The sequence below is a fragment of the Planktothrix mougeotii LEGE 06226 genome, assembly GCF_015207485.1.
Classification (GTDB): Bacteria; Cyanobacteriota; Cyanobacteriia; order Cyanobacteriales; family Microcoleaceae; genus Planktothrix.
Genome location: NZ_JADEWU010000011.1, coordinates 30,670 through 50,202, shown reverse-complemented (window position 1 = coordinate 50,202; position 19,533 = coordinate 30,670). Strand labels below are relative to the sequence as shown.

The 19,533-nt window shown below is 43.4% G+C and carries 20 protein-coding genes and 2 riboswitches; of the genes, 10 read left to right on the top strand and 10 right to left on the bottom strand.

What is annotated here, in order from left to right; translation table 11 throughout:
- Nucleotides 1-88: 88 nt before the first annotated feature.
- Complete coding sequence (gene cbiE / locus IQ236_RS07385) at nt 89-1,312, bottom strand: precorrin-6y C5,15-methyltransferase (decarboxylating) subunit CbiE (protein ID WP_193868662.1); 1,224 nt, start codon at nt 1,310-1,312, stop codon at nt 89-91.
- A gap of 1 nt (nt 1,313) precedes the next feature.
- A riboswitch (cobalamin riboswitch) is annotated at nt 1,314-1,486 on the top strand.
- Between the two features lie 56 nt (nt 1,487-1,542).
- Between cbiE and cobG the strand changes: the two genes are divergently transcribed.
- From cobG to cobJ, 5 genes are read left to right on the top strand one after another with little or no spacing between them, the layout of a single operon-like run.
- Nucleotides 1,543-2,943: a precorrin-3B synthase gene (cobG, locus tag IQ236_RS07380; RefSeq protein ID WP_193868661.1), complete on the top strand. Its 1,401-nt coding sequence runs from the start codon at nt 1,543-1,545 to the stop codon at nt 2,941-2,943.
- Nucleotides 2,940-3,575, top strand: a complete 636-nt coding sequence (locus tag IQ236_RS07375) for a precorrin-8X methylmutase (protein WP_193868660.1) — start codon at nt 2,940-2,942, stop codon at nt 3,573-3,575. The genes cobG and IQ236_RS07375 overlap by 4 nt, the downstream gene beginning before the upstream one ends.
- Nucleotides 3,572-4,276 carry a precorrin-2 C(20)-methyltransferase gene (gene cobI, locus IQ236_RS07370; protein WP_193868659.1) on the top strand — a complete coding sequence of 235 codons (705 nt, stop codon included), beginning with the start codon at nt 3,572-3,574 and terminating at the stop codon, nt 4,274-4,276. The genes IQ236_RS07375 and cobI overlap by 4 nt, the downstream gene beginning before the upstream one ends.
- 56 nt (nt 4,277-4,332) lie before the next feature.
- Nucleotides 4,333-5,061: a Uma2 family endonuclease gene (locus IQ236_RS07365; RefSeq protein WP_193868701.1), complete on the top strand. Its 729-nt coding sequence runs from the start codon at nt 4,333-4,335 to the stop codon at nt 5,059-5,061.
- Entirely contained in the window at nt 5,058-6,503 is a 1,446-nt protein-coding gene (cobJ, locus tag IQ236_RS07360; RefSeq protein WP_193868658.1) for a precorrin-3B C(17)-methyltransferase, read from the top strand. Before IQ236_RS07365 ends, cobJ begins: the two co-directional genes overlap by 4 nt.
- A gap of 128 nt (nt 6,504-6,631) precedes the next feature.
- Here cobJ and IQ236_RS07355 read toward each other — a convergent pair whose 3' ends face one another.
- Entirely contained in the window at nt 6,632-7,420 is a 789-nt protein-coding gene (locus IQ236_RS07355) for an Rpn family recombination-promoting nuclease/putative transposase (protein WP_228041474.1), read from the bottom strand.
- 49 nt (nt 7,421-7,469) lie between these two features.
- Nucleotides 7,470-8,543: a cobalt-precorrin-5B (C(1))-methyltransferase CbiD gene (cbiD, locus tag IQ236_RS07350; protein ID WP_193868657.1), complete on the bottom strand. Its 1,074-nt coding sequence runs from the start codon at nt 8,541-8,543 to the stop codon at nt 7,470-7,472.
- A gap of 123 nt (nt 8,544-8,666) precedes the next feature.
- Nucleotides 8,667-8,811: riboswitch (cobalamin riboswitch) on the top strand.
- A 333-nt stretch (nt 8,812-9,144) separates the two neighbouring features.
- On the opposite strand from cbiD, the gene IQ236_RS07345 reads away from it, so the two are divergent.
- From IQ236_RS07345 to IQ236_RS07325, 5 genes are all read left to right on the top strand, one after another.
- Nucleotides 9,145-9,867, top strand: a complete 723-nt coding sequence (locus IQ236_RS07345; protein ID WP_228041478.1) for an energy-coupling factor ABC transporter permease — start codon at nt 9,145-9,147, stop codon at nt 9,865-9,867.
- A 3-nt stretch (nt 9,868-9,870) separates the two neighbouring features.
- Nucleotides 9,871-10,185 (top strand): energy-coupling factor ABC transporter substrate-binding protein, encoded by a 315-nt coding sequence (locus IQ236_RS07340; protein WP_193868656.1) that lies wholly within the window; start codon nt 9,871-9,873, stop codon nt 10,183-10,185.
- A gap of 46 nt (nt 10,186-10,231) precedes the next feature.
- Nucleotides 10,232-11,047, top strand: a complete 816-nt coding sequence (gene cbiQ / locus IQ236_RS07335; RefSeq protein ID WP_193868655.1) for a cobalt ECF transporter T component CbiQ — start codon at nt 10,232-10,234, stop codon at nt 11,045-11,047.
- Nucleotides 11,044-11,904 (top strand): energy-coupling factor ABC transporter ATP-binding protein, encoded by an 861-nt coding sequence (locus tag IQ236_RS07330; RefSeq protein ID WP_322744099.1) that lies wholly within the window; start codon nt 11,044-11,046, stop codon nt 11,902-11,904. Before cbiQ ends, IQ236_RS07330 begins: the two co-directional genes overlap by 4 nt.
- A gap of 283 nt (nt 11,905-12,187) precedes the next feature.
- Nucleotides 12,188-12,523 carry a DUF5132 domain-containing protein gene (locus tag IQ236_RS07325; protein WP_228041473.1) on the top strand — a complete coding sequence of 112 codons (336 nt, stop codon included), beginning with the start codon at nt 12,188-12,190 and terminating at the stop codon, nt 12,521-12,523.
- 27 nt (nt 12,524-12,550) lie between these two features.
- Here the strand turns inward: IQ236_RS07325 and IQ236_RS07320 are convergent, their stop codons facing one another.
- The 7 genes from IQ236_RS07320 to feoB form a co-directional block, all read right to left on the bottom strand.
- The gene (locus tag IQ236_RS07320; RefSeq protein WP_193868654.1) at nt 12,551-12,844 is read right to left on the bottom strand and encodes a hypothetical protein; all 294 of its coding nucleotides are present in this window, start codon (nt 12,842-12,844) and stop codon (nt 12,551-12,553) included.
- Nucleotides 12,845-13,004: 160 nt separating this feature from the next.
- The gene (locus IQ236_RS07315) at nt 13,005-15,158 is read right to left on the bottom strand and encodes a heavy metal translocating P-type ATPase (RefSeq protein ID WP_193868653.1); all 2,154 of its coding nucleotides are present in this window, start codon (nt 15,156-15,158) and stop codon (nt 13,005-13,007) included.
- The gene (locus IQ236_RS07310; RefSeq protein WP_193868652.1) at nt 15,158-15,733 is read right to left on the bottom strand and encodes an HMA2 domain-containing protein; all 576 of its coding nucleotides are present in this window, start codon (nt 15,731-15,733) and stop codon (nt 15,158-15,160) included. Before IQ236_RS07310 ends, IQ236_RS07315 begins: the two co-directional genes overlap by 1 nt.
- Before the next feature lie 50 nt (nt 15,734-15,783).
- On the bottom strand, nt 15,784-16,284 hold the full coding sequence (locus IQ236_RS07305; protein WP_193868651.1) for a ferritin-like domain-containing protein: 501 nt from the start codon (nt 16,282-16,284) through the stop codon (nt 15,784-15,786).
- Nucleotides 16,285-16,308: 24 nt separating this feature from the next.
- On the bottom strand, nt 16,309-16,848 hold the full coding sequence (gene ftnA / locus IQ236_RS07300) for a non-heme ferritin (RefSeq protein WP_193868650.1): 540 nt from the start codon (nt 16,846-16,848) through the stop codon (nt 16,309-16,311).
- A 20-nt stretch (nt 16,849-16,868) separates the two neighbouring features.
- A complete protein-coding gene (locus IQ236_RS07295) occupies nt 16,869-17,087 on the bottom strand; it encodes a FeoC-like transcriptional regulator (RefSeq protein ID WP_193868649.1) in 219 nt (72 codons plus the stop codon).
- Nucleotides 17,088-17,147: 60 nt separating this feature from the next.
- Nucleotides 17,148-19,532, bottom strand: a complete 2,385-nt coding sequence (gene feoB / locus IQ236_RS07290; RefSeq protein ID WP_193868648.1) for a Fe(2+) transporter permease subunit FeoB — start codon at nt 19,530-19,532, stop codon at nt 17,148-17,150.
- Between the last annotated feature and the right edge of the window lies 1 nt (nt 19,533).

The window sequence follows — 19,533 nt, the reverse complement described above, 5'->3', positions numbered from 1 at the left end:
TATTAATGAAGCTTTGCTTAAACTTTCATACAAGATGTAATTGTCAGATTTTTAAGGTAATTATCCAATCAATAATTTGATAATCTGACTATTTCACTACAACCCACTGCGTTACAGGTGCCATTGCTTTCCAACCTAAAAATTTGCCGATCGGTTCGGCTTTTTGAATGCCAATCCGAGTTAGTTCTCCCCCTAGTTTACTATGCCATTGAAGTAGGATTAATTCGCTTTCGATTGTCACAGTATTGCTAACAAGACGACCGCCTGGGCGCAGTGCTGACCAACAGGTTTCAAATAATTCTGGTTCTGTAATTCCACCACCGATAAAAATAGCGTCGGGTTGAGGTAAATCTTGGAGGGCGATCGGGGCTGTTCCGGCTACAATTTTCAGATGGGGAGTTCCCAAGGCGATCGCATTATCGGCAATATATTGTAATCTGGTGGGATGATGTTCGATCGCAATACTCTGACAACGGCGATCGCTCCGCATCCACTCAATCCCAATTGAACCACAACCCGCCCCTACATCCCACAGCAATTGTCCGGGTAAGGGAACCAATGCAGTTAGAGTTATAGCACGAACTTCTCTTTTTGTCAACTGTCCGTCGTGATGGTAGGCAATATCGGGAAGTCCGGGGAGGCGAGGCGCGAGGGTGAGAGGTTTGGAGGAGATGCAGGTAATGGCGATGACGTTCAAATCGGCGATATCTGTAAATTCCCAACGGTTGGCGATGCCTTCAATTTGGCGTTCTCGCGTTCCCCCTAGATGTTCTAAAACGATGATGGGACTTTCGCCAAAACCTTTCTCGGTGAGAATTTGGGATGCGATCGCCGGAGTCTGGGCATCGGCACTCAGCACTAACAGTTTAGCACCCGGATAAAGCACCGCATTCAACAAAGCCGGAGGGCGACCGCACAAACTCAAAGTTTCTACCTCACTTAGCGACCAACCCAAACGACTACAGGCGAGACTGAAGGTAGAAGGAGAGGGAATAATCGTGATTTCGCTAACGGGAATGGGTTGGGTGAGGGTAACGCCAATTCCGTAGCACATCGGATCGCCACTCGCCAAAATGCAGACAGATTGACCGCGACGGCGGATAATCTCATTAACGGAGTCTTGTAAGGGAGAAGTCCAGAGAAGTTTTTCCCGTCGATCTTCTGGGGGTAACATCGCCAGATGACGTTCACCGCCGACAATAACTGATGCCAGAGATAGGAGACTTCGCCCCGCCGAACTTAACCCCTCTAACCCATCTTCGCCAATTCCGACGATCGATAACCATTTCGCCTTGCAATTCCGATCCGCCATGTCTAAAAAAATGAACTGTGGTATAATCTTCGAGCTTGTCTTTGGGAAAGTCCGGTGCGATTCCGGTACTGTGCCGCAACTGTAATCAAGTCAAAAGTAAAAAGAGAATACTCAACAGTATATTTTACCTTTTTCCTTGCGAGTCAGAACACCAATTACAAGCTTTTTAACAGTAGATAGAAACCTAATTTTCTAACTACTTCTCTGCGTCGCATGGAGAAAAAACAACTGTGAATTGGTTAGTTGAAGCAAATGTTTGTCCGGGTTTGTTTTATGGAACTCCTGCCCAAGATGGGTTTTTAATTCGCATCCGCACTCCGGGTGGATGGCTAAATTCTCAACAGGGAAAGGCGATCGCTACTTTGCTCGAACAATGGCAGAGTACAATACAAGTTACCAATCGGGCAAATCTGCAAATTCGCGGCGTGCAAAAATCCCCCACTTTAGAAGACTTTCAAACCTTACAAAAATTAGGGTTAGCTGCCCATAATCCCACTATCGATCACTTGCGTAACATTATGTGCAGTCCCACTGCTGGAATTGACTGCCAAGAATTAATTGATACTCGTCAATTCGTCCAAAAATTAGATAGTTTTATCCAAAATTATCCATCAATTGCCGAACTGAGTCCTAAATTTAGCATCGGTATTGATGGCGGTGGTACAGTCGGAATTGGCACTCGTTCAACTCTAGCCTGGGAACACCGATATAACGAGATTCAGCTATCAGCAATTGCCCTTAATAATGGGGGTGTTGCTTTTCAATTAGCACTGGGAGGTGATAAACAATTATGTTATACCGATATATTAATTGAACCAGAAAACTGTCTATCTGTGGTGACAGCATTAGTAACAGTTTATCTCGATTATGTTAAACAAACCCCATCCATAAAGGGGAAAAAACCTCGGATGAAACACTTGCTAAAAGATTGGGGAGTGGAAAAATATCTCGAACAAGTTAACTGTCAATTAAATCATCCTTTAGAGCGGAATGTTACTGGAATAATATACAGGCAAGATGCCTGTTCCACTTTTCATTTAGGAATTCACAATCAAAAGCAAGCCGGATTATCTTATATTGGCTTATCATTAAGATTAGGACAATTGACGGCTACTCAACTAATAGGATTAGTAGAATTGTCGGAAACTTTTGGGAGTAGTCAGTTACGATTAACTCCTTGGCAGACTATTATATTACCCGATATTCCGAATCAAAAAGTGTCAGAATTGTTGCCAAAACTGACATCATTAGGATTATCTGCTTCTATGGGATGGGATGCTGCGATCGTTGCTTGTGGCGGAAAACCAGGTTGTGCGGCGGCGGCAACTGCAACTCAAATTCATGCGACCATGCTAGCAGATTATTTGAACGAACGCTTAACCTGCAATTCTCCTGTTAATATTCATTTGACAGGTTGTGCTAAATCCTGCGCTCAACCCAGTCCAGCAGAAATTACGCTTTTGGGAACTACAATTGAGCAAAATGGCGAAATAATAGAAGGCTATAAAGTCTATATTGGCGATGATAAAAAATCGTTAAAAATTCCCATATTTGAGGGAGAAGTTGCTAGTGTTTTCCCAAAAATAGAACAATTTTTAATCTCCCAAAAATCGCAGAGTTCACAACAATGAATAAGATTGAATACATTCGGAATGGTGATGAAATTTACCGAAAATCTTTTGCCATTATTCGCGCTGAAACTAACTTAGAAAATCTACCTGATGATTTAGCTCATGTTGCGGTTCGTCTAATTCATTCCTGTGGGATGACAGATATAACACAAGATTTAGAAGCGTCATCGGATGCGGTGAAAATCGGACGAAATGCCCTTGCTCAAGGTGCATCAATTCTCTGTGATTCTCAAATGGTAGCGAATGGAATTACCAAAGCGCGTTTACCTCAAAATAATCAGATTATTTGTACGCTTAATCATCCAGACGTGAGCGAGTTAGCACGGCAAATTAATAATACTCGATCGGCTGCCGCTTTAGAGTTTTGGCGATCGAATTTAGCCGGATCGGTGGTAGCAATTGGTAATGCACCAACTGCACTTTTTCGCTTACTAGAATTGCTGGATGAAAGTGTCGCAAAACCTGCTTTAATTTTAGGTTTTCCGGTTGGATTTGTGGGAGCGGCAGAATCGAAAATGGAATTAGCAGCAAATAGTCGCGGTGTGCCTTTTATTACCCTGCACGGACGTAGGGGAGGAAGTGCGATCGCGGCAGCAGCAGTAAATGCCTTAGCAAAAGAGAACGAATTATGACTAAATTAGGGAAACTTTATGGATTAGGAATTGGCCCTGGCGATCCCGAATTGTTGACGCTAAAAGCACACCGAATATTAACAACTGTTCCGGTCATTGCTTATCCTACTTTAGAAAGTGGTAAAGTTTTAGCACGCTCAATTGTGGAGGATTTTATCCGTCGGGATCAGATAGAAATTCCGATGCCATTACCGTTTAGTGTCGAGCGAAGTTCTCAACCCCATTATGATATTGCTGCCGAAAACATTGCCGAACATTTAAACTTAGGTCGAGATGTGGCGGTGCTATGTGTAGGCGATCCGATGTTGTATGGCACATTTATGTACATCTTTAATCGCTTATCTGAGCGGTTTTCAATTGAAGTCGTACCGGGAATTTCTTCAGTGATGGCAAGTGCGGCAATGTTGGGCGTACCTATCACTTATCGGAATGATGTATTCAGCATCATGCCTGCTACTTTGGAGGCGGAAATATTGCGCGATCGCCTATCATTTATCGATGCAGCAGCAATTATTAAATTAGGCAGACATTTCGCTAAAGTTCGTGATATTCTTAATGAATTAGGATTATTAGAACGCGCCCTCTACATCGAACGAGCAACCTTACCCAATCAGCAAATTATTCCGATTACCGAAATCGATCCAATTGCTGTTACCTACTGGTCATTAATTCTAATTCCTAGTAAAACTAAACCCAAATGAAGCAATCTATAATGGAATTTAATGGAATTTTGCGATCATTCATAGAGGCTGCTAACATGACTTCTTCACTGGCTAAATCCTTGAATTCTCAAGCTGCACTCGCGCAACATTTGCCTCCTTTAGAAAATGGCGATCGCTTAATTCGCCCTGAATTCGAGCGCCGTTATCAGGCTATGCCGGGATTAAAAAAAGCTGAACTTATCGAAGGAGTTGTGTACATGGCATCCCCATTGCGGTTTAAATTTCATGCCGAGCCCCACGGACGTTTAATCACTTGGTTGGGAGTTTATCAAGCTGCTACACCCCAAGTGCAAATGGGTATTGAGCCAACAGTTCGCTTGGATATCGACAACGAACCGCAGCCGGATGGAGTGTTATTAATTAGCCAAGAAAGCGGCGGAAAATCAACTCTGAGTGCAGATGGATACCTAGAAGGATCGCCGGAATTGGTAATAGAAATTGCCGCTAGTAGTGCTGCCATAGATTTAGGCGATAAAAAACGTGCTTATCGGCGCAGTGGTATTCAAGAATATCTTGTTTGGCAGATATTTGACCAAAAAATTGATTGGTTTAGTTTGCAAGATGGTGATTATATTTCTTTGCAACCCAACCCAGAAGGGGTGATTTGCTCTCTGGTGTTTCCGGGTTTGTGGTTAAATGTTGAATTCATGCTAAACGGAAATATGCCACAAGTGTTAAGTACCTTACAAGCTGGTATTAATTCGGCGGAGCATCAAGAATTTGTCGATAAGTTAATCGCACCACAGTCAGGAGAAGGAAAATGAAATCTCCGGCTATTATCATTTTAGGAGAAACCAGTATTCCCGTTGCTCGTAAAATGCAAATTGCTCTACCAGAAGCGGTGGTTTATGGGTTAATAGATCGCACCCATTCGGCTGATTTTAGTTATGCTAATTTTGGCGAAACGGTGCGAGAATTTTTCCAGACTGGAACGCCAATTATTGGGATTTGTGCGGCGGGTATTTTGATTCGCACTTTAGCACCTTTATTAACAAATAAGTGGCAAGAACCGCCTGTATTAGCGATCGCAGAAGATGGAAGTGCAGTAGTACCTTTGTTGGGGGGTTTACAAGGGGTTAACGATCTCGCTCGTCAAATTGCCTCGGTTTTGCAAATTTCCCCCGCAATTACCACGACTGGTGATATTAGATTTAAAACAACTTTATTATCGCCACCACTGGGTTATCAGTTAGTTAATCCTGATGATGCGAAAAAGTTTCTTTCCGATTTGTTGGCGGGTGAAAAGGTAAAGTTAATCGGGGAAGCAGACTGGTTACAAAATAGTAATTTACCGATTTCATCAGAGGGAAAACTGACGATCGAGATTAGAGGCAAAAATAACTTGGAATTGGCAAAACCTAGCGCAGATTGTTTAGTTTATCGAGTTGAGGAGAAAGACAAAACTGAGGAGAAATTGGGTTTTTCTCAAAGGGTTTTTGCATCTCAGAGTCAAGGTCAGTTAGCGATAGTGGGAACGGGGCCAGGGGCTATTAATTGGATGTCTCCAGAAGTTAGAGAGGTATTAGAAAAAGCAACGGATTGGGTGGGATATAAAACTTATTTGGATTTGGTAGAATCGCTACGAAAACCGGAGATTGTTCGCCATGAATCTGATAATCGGGTGGAACTCGATCGCGCAGAAATGGCGTTAGATTTAGCTGCTAAGGGGCGATCGGTTGTGTTAGTTTCTTCCGGCGATCCGGGAATTTATGCAATGGCATCGGCGGTGTTTGAGGTATTAGAAAAAAAGGTAAAATCAGAATGGGATGCGATCGCCATTCAGGTATGTCCGGGAATTTCGGCAATGCAAGCGGCGGCGGCGAGTGTTGGCGCACCTTTAGGACATGATTTTTGTGCGATTTCCCTATCAGATATTCTGAAATCTTGGGAGGTGATTTCTCGGCGCATTGAGTTGGCGGCGCAAGCAGATTTAGCGATCGCATTTTATAATCCTGTTTCTAAAGAGCGAACTTGGCAATTGGAGAAAGCAAAAGAGATTTTGTTAAAATGGCGATCGCCCCAAACACCTGTTGTATTAGCGCGTAATTTAGGGCGAAAAGGGCAAACTGTTACCGTGAAATTGCTAGAACAATTAACAATTGAAGATGCGGATATGCGAACCGTAATTTTGATTGGATCGAGTAAAACTCGGATTATTCAACAAGGTAAAACAAAGCAATGGGTTTATACTCCACGTCACTATTAGAAACTGGGTTTTTTCAGATGTGCGATCGACTAATATTATGTCCATGAAAACCAAGGAGAAGTAGGGGGCGTCAGACAAAAAATTTATGACTTTAATCGTTACCTTAAAACTCTGGCGCACCCTACAGATTAATTCAAATTAGCAATAGCTTGTTGCACTTGCTCGATATCGAGTTGTAAAATATCCGCAATTTCCTCAACAGAAAAACCTTTTCCTAATAAGCGAGGAATTGTTTGCAATTTACCTTCAACAATTCCTTCCAGCTTTAATTCTTGAGCAAACCGAGTTTTTCTCAAATCATCAACACCAAACATAGCTTCTAACTCCTGACGACTCATTTGGGGTAACTTTGCTAAAACAATCGTTTCCAACAAGTTTAACAGTTGTAACCGATAAGGTTCATCGGAAAATTGTTGTTTTACTTGTGCAATTAACCGAGTTACTTTCTCTAAGAGTTCTTTCTTTTTGGCGACAACTAATTGAATGATTTGTACGCCTAAAGGAGTGGTTTCACTGACTTCTATTTCATTCAAATAGATGCGCTTAACTAGGGGAGAATCTAATAACGGTTGTACAGATTCTCTTTGTCTAGCTTTCGGTTCAATGCTACGACTCCTGAAAATAATCATAGCACGCCACCGTAAATCCGGCTCATTATCTCTGAGATAGGTAAAAATCTCGGAGAATAAACGCAGATAAATTTTCGGGTCTTTTTGAAATTGTACCTCGGTGAAATAAATTGGATTTTCGGAATTTTCGGGTAAAAATACTCCATCAATTCTAAAAGCAGTTTGTTTCAATTCAACTGAATCAAAACGGTAATCTTGTACCAGTTCTGGTGATTCTCCCCATAACTCAAAAAAGGTTTCGGGTAAGTCTTTGAAAATGCGATAAAAGATGTGATCTGTTTTCATCATATTCCACCCTCCTTTTAAACCGGGTTTCTAACTCTAGTCAAAGGGAAATTTATTTTGCCAATTTTAATTGCGCGATCGCAGTTTGGGCAATAATTTTCCCTTGGCGATCGAACAAAATCACACCGATTTTTAGAGAAACATTGCCATATTTCTGCACATACTTTTGTGCCTTTTCACTAATAGTTTCTGCTAAAATTTCAAAAACTGGCGCTGCTAATCCGATTTCAACTAATAGTTTATAAGCTTCATCAGCCGTTTTTGTATCTAATACGGCTTTTACTGTTTCCAGATTTCCACCCGCTTTCACCACCGCAGCACTAATAATTTCTAACTTCGCATCTGCGAGATGACTTGATGTATTGAAAATCCCGCCAGCTAGTTTAATTAACTTCCCTTGATAGCCCAATAATAACACCGAATTTGCACCCCGCAATCCCGCTTCTACTAACAAGGGGCCAACCCAGTTTCCCGTTTGCGCGATCGCATTTTCTGGAATACCCAAACTTTGAGCAATATGGATTCCATGACTGCCAATACAAAAAACTAAATCCTTTTTCTTTTCAACTATAACTTGCAAATTATGACTCAATTCTGACCGATGTTCCTCAGTCGAAAGAGGTTGGGAAATTCCACTTGTTCCTAACAGCGATAACCCTTGCAAAATACCAAACGCCTCATTCGATGTTCGTTGAGCTAACTGGCGACCTTCGGGTAAAATAATTGATACCGTAATCGTTTTATTTTCGGGAATCAAAGGTAACAGATTAGCCTCAAATAAGCGGCGGGCATATCTGTAAATTGCCGGTTCTCCCGATGCAGTTTTTCCTAATCCTTCTCCCCCTTCTAAAATCAGAGGTTCGGTTTGACGTTCTTGCCATTTCACATAAGCCCAAATTGGGGTATTGCGCGTTAAATCTAAATTATCTCCGGGGTCACTAAGAGTAATTGCTAAAGCACTATTGGCATCAATATTAGCAACTTGTTGTACCGGAATTGTGGCGCGATCCGGTAGCAAATTAAGAGATACTTCTGAGATCATCTCAAGGGGTTTTTGTAAGTGTAAAAATGCCGCTTTAGCAGAAGCAACGGCAAAAACCGGAAGGGTATAACCTGTGTTAGCCATTTGCAAAAAAGGATTAGGGAGTAAAAAAGAAGAAGAATTAAATTATACAGAGATGAGTGATGTTTTTGGCTTGAGAAGCAAGATTTTTTGCGCTTGAGACTTTTCAAAAGTCTCTCAGCGTGTTAGTATCTAAAAGCGATCGGTTCCAACGGGGAGCAGCCGTTGGAGGAAAGGGGGAAAGTTCGGTGCAAATCCGGCGCTGTCCCGCAACTGTGAAGAGATTTTGCTGTCTCTGAGTCAGGATGCCCGCCGATTAGTGTTTATTTATATCAACATCTGCGAGGTACAGATCGTGTCTAAAACAAGCTTTTTTCGATTCAAAATACATCATTGGTTGTCAAGCTATTGCCTTGATTCAGTTTTGATACTTTGGCTTAATTGCGATCGGGGATCGTTATATTAAATTCGGACTCTTGTTTGGTAGTTGCCGAAATTAACGCGCCCGTAAATAGTCTGGATAGATTTGAACCTTGTTTCATCACCTCAGATAACAAGATAACAGATCATGTTGCCTGTTCCACTGCCAAATGAAAGATGATTTAGATTTATTTGATTGACTGAACAAAAAATGAAACAGCTTAAATGGTTGCGCCTGATAATGATGGCAGGACTGAGTTTTTATCTAGTAATTGCTTCGCCTACTCCTGCGGTGGCAATGCACATTATGGAAGGATTTTTACCCGTACAGTGGGCAATATTCTGGTGGGTAGTATTTATTCCTTTCTTTGTTTGGGGTTTGCGATCGATTACGCGCATCACCCGTCAGCATCCCGAAACTAAGTTACTTCTAGCACTAGCAGGCGCTTTTACTTTCGTCCTATCTGCATTGAAAATTCCCTCTGTCACCGGGAGTTGTTCCCATCCTACGGGGACTGGATTGGGTGCGGTGCTATTTGGGCCAGCCGTAATGTCCGTTTTGGGCGCTTTGGTATTGTTATTTCAGGCGTTACTATTAGCTCATGGCGGCTTAACAACTTTGGGCGCAAACGCGGTTTCAATGGCAGTAGTTGGCCCATTTGTCGCCTACGGCATCTATCAACTGGTGATGAAAGCAAGCGGTAGACAAACTCTAGCTATTTTTCTGGCTGCTTCGGTAGCAGATTTGCTCACTTACGTGATGACTTCGGCGCAACTGGCGCTGGCATTTCCGGCAGAAGTAGGAGGAATAGGGGCAGCATTTGTTAAATTTGCGGGTATTTTTGCTCTGACTCAGGTGCCTTTAGCTCTTAGTGAAGGTTTGCTGACGGTGCTGGTTTGGAACTGGCTTGTTACCTATAATCACCAAGAGTTGCAAGCGTTAAATGTGATTAAAGAAGGAGTCTAAAAAATGCAAGTTTCTCGCAAAAGTTGGAATAATGGGTTACTGGTATTGGGCGTGATGGCTTTAGCGATCGCTCCCTTAATTCTAGTTCGCGGAGCCGAGTTTGGGGGAGCCGATGGTGTAGCAGAGGCGGCGATTCAAGAGGTAAATCCTAACTATAAACCTTGGGCAACTCCCATTTTTGAGCCTGCTAGTGGTGAAATTGAATCGCTTTTATTTGCTTTGCAAGCGGGACTGGGAGCAGGAGTAATTGGCTATGCGATCGGATTATATCGTGGTCGGCAAGAACAACAAGAACCCAAGGAAAATCAACCAAAATAAGCTAATTTTTCCTAACCTACAAACAAAAACCAATGACCAATAACCAATGCACCATCATCTCGATGCTTATGCCTATACCAATCACCTCAAGCAATTACCCCCTTTACAAAAGCTGCTATTTGCGTTAACTACTTTAGCGATCGCATTACTCGCTCATCCTCTCACCCAAGCGGCTATTTTTGTTTGGTTGAATCTGTGGACGATCGGCTATGCTCGCATTCCAATTAAAGTATATGGGCGGGTTTTGGCTGTTGTAAGTATCTTTCTGCTGACTAGCTTACCAGCTTTGTTAATAAATGCGATGCCGCAAGGCGGCGGCTACGCCATCGCTCTCGATGAAATTACAGCTATTGGGCATAATTCTTTAGGTGGATTGGTAATTGGTAATTGGTATTTGTTTGTGAGTTATTCTGGATTGATGCAAGCGATGGAAATTGTCATGCGATCGCTGGCTTGTTTTTCTTGTTTGCTGTTTATTTTATTCACGATTCCTTTTGCTGAGTTATTATCTATTTTGCGTCAATGTCGTTTTCCTCCCGTATTGCTCGATCTATTACTTTTAATGTATCGATTTGTCTTTTTATTTCTCGATGTAGCAACTCAACTTCATCTGGCACAACAGGCACGAGGCGGTTATCGTACTCGCCAACGCTGGATGCAAAGTGTAGCATTGTTGGCAGGACAGTTAGTAGTGCGATCGCTACAACGCTATCAACAATTTTCTCTGGGATTGACGGCCCGTGGTTTTAACGGTCAGTTTCAAGTTTATTCTACTCAATCTTATCACTATTCCCAACGCTATGCAATAGAATCTTTGCTAGGTTGTATTGGGTTAGTCATTTTCGAGTTAAAATTTCGGTGATTATCTTGGATAATACCCCATCTCTACTGCAATTTGAAAGTGTATTTTACACCTATCCAGGTGCAAATAAACCTGCTATTGAAAACTTAACTCTGTCTATTCCGGCGGGGAAAAGGACGGCTATTTTGGGGCATAATGGTTGTGGTAAATCGACGTTATTATTATTAGCAGATGGGTTATATAGATGTAGTGCGGGAGTGATTTCTTGGCAAGGTAAACCGATGCAATATCAGGCGCGATCGCTCAACGAATGGCGACAAAGAATTGGCTTGGCATTTCAAGATCCCGAACAACAATTAGTAGCGGCAACTGTAGCGGAAGATATTTCTTACGGACTTTGTAATTTGCCACTATCGCAGGCAGAAATAGCGGCAAGATTGCATCAAACTTTGATTGATTTTAACTTACAAGAGTTAGCCGATCGACCGTTGCATTATCTTAGTTTGGGACAAAAAAGAAGGGTCGCTTTAGCTGGGGTAATGGCATTACAACCGCAATTATTATTACTTGATGAACCGACAGCTTATTTAGATCGGTTGCAAACTCGCCATTTAATGCAGGAATTAGACCGAATTCATGGTAATGGAACTACAATTGTGATGGCAACTCACGATCTGGATCTAGCTTATGGTTGGGCAGATTGGGCGATCGTACTGCATGAAGGGCGTGCGCTGGTATCCGATCGGGCCGATCAAGTGTTTAGTAATGTTACGTTGTTGGAACAGTTAGAATTGGGAATGCCTACTTTATGGGAAATTTGGAATGCACTGCCGATCGCATTACGATCGAGCGAATCTCCCCCAAAAACGATTGCAGAATTGCGATCGCGTTTGATGCAATATCAACATTTTCGATAAAAGCGATCAGCAGGTAATTTTCTATCAAACAGTTTAGGATTCTGTTCTGCCAAACACTGATACCAAAGAACAAGTTACTCAATTATTTTTCAGCAATAACAAGCATTTCAAAATCTGACGGTTTCAAATTCCATTAGGTTATGATCATAGAAGCACAGAGAAACAATTCGGACAACCTTCACTTTACCAATAAACTGACACAATAAGTGCAAATATAACTGCGAAAGCGCTATAATAAGGAAATAGTTAAGCATCATATTTAGGTTTTGAAAAGGGACGAATTATGCTAGAGATGAATCAGCAAAATATGGGCTTGAGAGCACGAGTTGCTCAACTAGCAGCCCATCAAAACGCTAAGGCGATCGCAGTTGGAGTCGCAGCCATAGCTGTTGCTCCCGTGATTCTACCCTTGGTTAGACCCGTTCTGAAAGCAACAATTAAATCAGGTATCACTCTGTTTGAAAAAACAAAAAGTGCGCTGGCGGAAACGGGAGAAGTTCTAGCAGATATCGCCGCCGAAGCTAGAGCCGAAGCATTAGCTGAAGCCAAACAAATAGAACTCCCCCAATCTGCATTACCGATCGCGAAAAGTAATCTTGACCGAGAGTTAATCGGATAATCAAGAGTGGAAAGGGGAAAAGATAATTTACATTTCTTGACCCCTCGATCCTTTTTGCTTATGAGCTTCTAATTCTCGCTTTCTGGCGACCGCAATCCATTGGGATAGGGAAATTTGGGTGTACCCCGATGTGGATTTTGTCTGGTTAACCAATTTTGGGTTAACAGGCTGAGATCCTTTAACAAAAGTCGGTAGTAACTTGGGCCCGAAAATCAGCACACCCAGCCCCAGCCAGGTTAGGGGGTGGTTGACCTGTCCATCTTCCAATATCTCTTTGAGATGGAAGGAGAGAATTGATTTTTCCAGATGAATCAGAGACATTATGTAATTGGGAGAGGATAAAACTATTTGAGATTTAGTCTATCAAATTTTTCAGCTTAATAGGAACTATTTGCAATAATTACCCCATTAAGGGGAGCGGTGGTCGTGGAAGTGACTAAGGTAGTAAGAGGACTATGACAAACCTTAACGTTTTCCCCCTTCACCCACCCTGTTGTTCAATCTGATGTTGGAGGAGGGGGCGCAAACTGTTCACGCCAGCAACGATCGCGGAGCCATTATGAATCGCGGTTGCTACCAAAGGATTAAGTCCAACCGTAGAAGCCAGCCCTAGAGCAATCAGGTTAGGAACAACGACAAGGGTGGTATTTTGTTCGATTAAATCACGGGTTTGACGGGAGATCGAGATCACCTCAAGCAAATCCAGCAGGTTGTTGTTCATCAACACCACGTCTGCCGTCTCCCGCGCAATCTCCGACCCCTGCTCAAAGGACACAGAGACATCTGCGTAGGCTAGGGCTACCGAATCATTCAAGCCATCGCCCACAAAAGCAACGGTACGTCCTGCCCGATGCAAGTCACGCACAATCATAGCTTTCTGTTCAGGGAAGGCTTCCGCGTAGACTCTGGTGGCAGGAATGCCAAGGTCTTGGGCCACTTGTTCAGCCCGTTGGGTTTGGTCGCCCGTGAGTAAATGCAACTCAATCCCATAATCCCGTTGAAGGGTTTGAACCAGGTGGCGACTTTCGGGACGGAGGGGATCGGTATATTGGATCACCCCCAGAAAGCGGTGATCGCAAGCCACATAAATTAAAGATTGTAATCGCTCCACATCCGTCGGCATCCAATTACCCCAGTCCACCTCTTCTTGTTGCAGGAACCGCTCACTCCCCACGATCGCATTGTGTCCGTTGATTTGTGCGCGTATCCCCAAACCTACCTCATAAGACCATTCCCCCCGGGCGGGAATCTCCAAATTTTGCTGCTGGGCATACTGGACGATGGCTTCAGCTAGGGGATGGTTCAGTCGTTGTTCAGCCGCCGCCGCCAGTTGCAGCACCGTTTCGGGGGGCAAACCCTCCTCAACCGTTCTCACCCCCGTAATGGCGATCGCACCCTGCGTCAGCGTTCCCGTTTTGTCAAACACAATCGTATCCACCTCCGCGAGTTGTTCCAGGGTGCGTCCACTACGAACCAAAACCCCATGACGGGTGGTATGGTTGAGGGCACTCAAAAAAGCGGTGGGAATAGAAACGCGAACACCCGTCACAAAATCCAGCGTGAGAATGGAGGCGGCTCTGGCCGGGTCACGGGTGGTCAGCAACACGATCGCAGCCAGTAATAGGGCTGGCAGAATCAGGCGATCGGCGACTTTTTCGGCATAGTTAGCCATGCGTGTATCATGCACCGGAGCCTTTTGCAATAACTCAATGCTGGCTGCGGCGCGGGTCTGCTTACCCACGCGATCGGCTCGCAGATAGAGTTGCCCAGAACGGAGGAGGGTGGAGGCCCACACCGATTGTCCCACTTGTCGGACAACAGGCATGGCTTCCCCTGTCAAGCTTTGCTGATCAACGATCGCCTCTCCTAGTAGCACCGTTCCATCTACGGGAATTTGTTCCCCCGGATAGACAACGACGGTATCTCCGACCTGAACGCGATCGCTGGGTATCTGTTGCGGAGCGCGATCGCCATATTTCACCCAAGCAAAATGTCCGATCGCATCCATTAAATTCGTCGTTCGGACTTCCGTTGAGCGAGCCGTTTGCTCCCGAATCACATCCCCAAACTCGTGTAAAACAATCACCATAGCTGGTGTTAATAATTTGCCTTGCCAACCACTCAAACTCAATGCCAGCAAATCCAGGCAATCAATATTTAATCGGCGTTGTCCCATTAAGCTGTGAAAGGCTCGTTGAGCTACCGGAAAGGCCGCAGCCAAGAGCGTCAAAACCGCCAAAGGACGCAGAATGGCGAATCGGGGAAACCGACATAAAAATGCCAGCAATGCTGCTGTTACAGGTAGTTGCAAACTCGACCACTCCCCTTCCTCGGAGTTTTGAAGTTTAGATGTTAGAGTGGTCGGATGGGTGGTCGATGACGTTGCCTGATCGGATAAGCACTTAGATAACAGGTGCGATAGCTGGGCGACCATCGAGTACCCAGGTTGATAGTGAATAATCAGCGATCGCGCTGTTCGATTAATGCGAACATGGGTAATATAATCCGTATTTTCGAGAATCCCTTGTAGTTTTTTAGCATTGTCAGGATGCTGTCCCAGCCAAGGAATCCCCAACCGGACTCGCCCTTGGGTTTGGTGAATGATGCGATAGGCGGGTGGTGTCAAATTTGCCATTATGTCGCTTCTGTATCTTTGTCGGTGGGCTGAGGTTGAAAATGGCGTTCTGCGCGATCGAGAATTTGCAGCAAGCGCATTCCCAACTCTAATTCTGAAACCCCGGCTCCGTCATACTGAATTACCAATGAGGCGGCGGCCCGATTCAGTCGAACTCTAATCACCCCTTCATCGGCTATCAACAATTTTTCCAACTGTTTAGCATAGAGGACATCATTCACTAATCGAGGAATTCGTAACCGCAATCGCCCCGGTGTGGAATGAATGATTGTATAGTCTTCCGTAGTATGGTCATCTGCACTAGCCGACTGTTGATTCACCCCAGCAGCCACAGAGGTTGTTGGGTGAGCTTGTTTTTTCAGTTGCACTACTACCTGACGAGTCAAAGCTGCCAGGGTCAAATTTACTAGCAAAGCCGTAGCTCCCCTAATTTGCAGGCGACTGGTGACAAATAAACCCACCAAAACAGGTAAGATGGTGGAAATCTCTCCATATTCTTCGAGCCAAGTCCCCAAGCGTGGAGCTAAATCTAAGGCTCCTGAATCTTTAATTTCTGGTAATGTCGCATTTGTCATGGTAGATAATTCTCTTTTATAGTCCAGTTACAATTCTTGTTTTTATGAGTTTATCGCCCTCTTTTGTGTCCACAACCTCGCCCCTGTCCGTGTCCTCCTCCTCTTCTCCGATCAGATTGCCCCCCCAAACTCACCGGGAACGGGGAGCTTAAACGGCGCTCTGCACCGCGTTGAAAGGCAGGCAGATGATTATTTTGAGATGCGGATTGCAAGTTCAAAAAAACTCGTTGTACGTCAGGGTAGCCTTCAGTTAAATCCAGCAATCTCTGATACATTTGTGCGTTCTCAATCTCGGCTTGCACACCCGCTTGACAAGCTTCTTGAACAGAGGCAGGAACCTCAACTCGTCCTTGCCAGTTGTCTTCGGGAAGGACAATTCCGTACTTGGAGAATAAGGGCATTAGCGCCTGAATGTGACGCTCCTCGGACTCAACAATGTTGACAAAGGGGCGAATTGCTCCAAATTTATTCAGGATTAAACGATAGGTTGCCCGCGCTTTATATTCATCTTCAATGGCTTCAGTTAAAGCAATTTTAAGGTTTTCTAACATTTAGATCTGGGGTTAACTTAATTGTCAAACATTAGCAGAGGTTGTGGCATTGGCAGTGTTTTTTGTTCCCCTGGTTGTCGCAATAGTGCTAATTTCTCGATCGATAAAGAAAAGCCCCTGACCTTCTACACCAATCAGTTTAATTTTGTCAAGAATACTCTTAAACAAAAATTCTTCTTCATGCTGTTCTGCTACATACCATTGCAGAAATTGCAAGGTTGAATAATCGGGTTCTGTATTGGCTAAATGCACTAAATTATTAATCTTACCCGTGATGAATTGTTCGTGGGAATAGATTTTTTCAAACATCTCTTTGAGAGAATTATATTCGGTGGGAGGTGCTTCCATACCCCGCAAAATAACTAATGCACCTGTTTCCTGTAGGTAGTTAATTAAACGGCGCTGATGCTGCATTTCTTCATCGGCGTGTTGACTGAGAAATGTGGCACAACCATCTAATGCTTTATAAGCGCACCAAGAACTCATTTGCAAATAAAGATGGGAGGAAAACATTTCTAAGTTAATTTGTTCGTTTAACCGCTCAATCATAGCTGTTGATAACATGACAGTATCTCCTTAATTAATTAGGAATTTACCCATTCGTAAATTTCCAGGGTTTCCGAGGCGCAACTTTGACATCCGCCACATTTTTTTGTTTCTAACTTGCGAACTCGCCCTTTTTTTTCCAGTCGATCTAGCATTAAGCGCAAAGCATCTGGATCGCTGTGAAAGCGTTGGGAAAGTTCAGCTAGAGAACTAACAGGATGCTCTCGTAAATATTGCTGAATTTCCTGCAAAATCATAAGAAGGGAACAGGGAATAGGGAACAGGGTCGTAATTAACTGTAAGAATTACAAAGTCGGTTATCTCCTAGCAATTTCTACCGAAGGTTCCGACATCCTTGTTGTTAGTTTAAGGTAACGGCGGTGATCGCTAAATTGTTTCATTCCAATTATAACACCTCCCATGACAAAAGCTAAACTAATTAACCAAGCGATCGCACTTCCTGGGTGCTGATTAATCGTCATAAATTGGTAATAGAATACCGCTACCCAATAGGCTAATCCAGTTGTCCAGCAAGCCACAAAAATCGTCCAACCTAAGTTAGTTTCTCGATAAACAGCGGCAGTAGCAGAAACACAAGGAAAGTACAATAAAACAAATAGCAGAAATGCGATCGCTGCCGTCGTACTCCCAAACAGAGTTGCCATTTTTCCAAAGGTTGTATAACTCACTTCTTGAGTTTCTGCGGCTGCTTTCAAATCCCCCGTATCGTTCATAATACCCATTCCCAGAGGATCGAGAATCTGATTAGTTAAATCGGCTAAATTTTGAGGGATACTCGCAAATGCCTTACCAATCTCACCCCAAAAATCAAAAGGTTCTTCTGTTTGATTACTGCCACTTTCTTGTTCTCCCAAAGCAGTATAAAGGGAATCCATTGTTCCCACCATTACTTCTTTAGCAAACACTCCTGTAAATAAACCGACTGTAGCTGGCCAATTTTCTGGGCTGATTCCCATCGGTGAAAAAACCGGGGTAATCGTGCGACTGACAGCACTCAAAATTGAATCTTGGCTGTTTTGTTTGCCAAAGGAACCATCAACTCCTACGGAGTTAATTAATCCCAAAATTAACACCATAACCACGATCATTTTACCCGCTTTAGTGATGAAAGCTTTTAGTCTTTCCCAAGCTCGAATCCCTATTCCTTTAAAAGTCGGAATGTGATAAGGTGGTAGTTCCATCACAAAGGGAGCCGCTTCACCTCGAAACAGGGTATGTTTCATCACTAATCCCGTAAAAATAGCAGCGAAAATGCCAATAATATACAGCAGAAATACGATATTTTGTCCATTAGTCGGAAAGAAAGCTGCACAAAATAAAGCATAAACGGGTAAACGTGCGCCGCAGGACATGAAGGGATTCATCAAAATTGTCATTAAGCGATCGCGTCGATTTTCTAATGTTCTCGTCGCCATAATTCCGGGGATATTGCAACCGAAACCCACCATCATTGGCACGAAAGATTTACCCGGTAATCCCATAAATCGCATTAAGCGATCCATCACAAATGCTGCCCGTGCGAGATAGCCAGAGTCCTCTAAAATAGCTAGAAAAATAAACAGCATTCCAATTTGAGGGATAAAGGTTGCTGTGGTTTGAATTCCTCCGCCCACACCATCAGCAAGCAAACCAATTAACCAACCGGGCGCATTAATTTGTTCTAACAAATGGGCAGTTCCACCGACAAAAATAGCACCCACACCGATATCGAAGAAATCAATAAATGCACCGCCGACATTAATGGAAATCAGAAACATTAAGTACATGACAACCAAAAAGATCGGAATTCCCAACCAACGATTGAGAACGACTCGATCGATGCGATCGCTAACTGTTTGTTGGACGATATTCGGGCGTTCTAAGACTCCTTGCATAATTTGATGAATCCAGCTATACCGACTATCGGCAATCAATAAATCGGTATCTTCTGCTAAGGTTTGATGGATGCGATGGCGATGTTCGGCAATGCGTCTTAACAGATCTTGTCCGAATTCCGGTAGATGGCGATCGTCATACTGTAACAGATTTAGGGCAAACCATCTTTGATTATTTAGTTGAATAGATTGGGATGACAAAATAGAAATCAAATCTGCCAAAGCTTCCTCAATGATGGGTGGATAAGGACAATAGGCATTTGGGATGTTTTTGCTTTCTGAATCTAATAACGCTAAAGCGATCGCATCGCACAACTGAGTCACGCCTTTACCCTTACTCGCACACAAAGGAATTACGGCACAGTCTAATCTTTCTGAGAGTTTTTCTGGATCGATATTAATCTCCCGATTTTGCGCTAAATCCATCATATTCAGGGCAATTACCATCGGTACGCCCATTTCAAGAATCTGAGTCGTCAGGTAAAGATTGCGTTCTAAGTTGGACGCATCAACAATATTAACAATTAGATCCGCTTCACCACTCAGGAGATAGTCTCGCGCCACTAATTCATCAAGTCCCGTTGTGTTATCGCTCGTATCCAGAGAATAAACACCCGGTAAATCAACAACTGTAATAGTATGGGTTTCTTGAATATTTTTACCTTGATAGCGATAGCTACCTTCTTTGCGTTCAACAGTAACACCCGGCCAATTTCCAACGTGCTGATTTGCCCCCGTTAGAGCGTTAAATAAGGTGGTTTTCCCACAATTGGGATTGCCAACTAATCCGATAGTTTTATTTAGCATT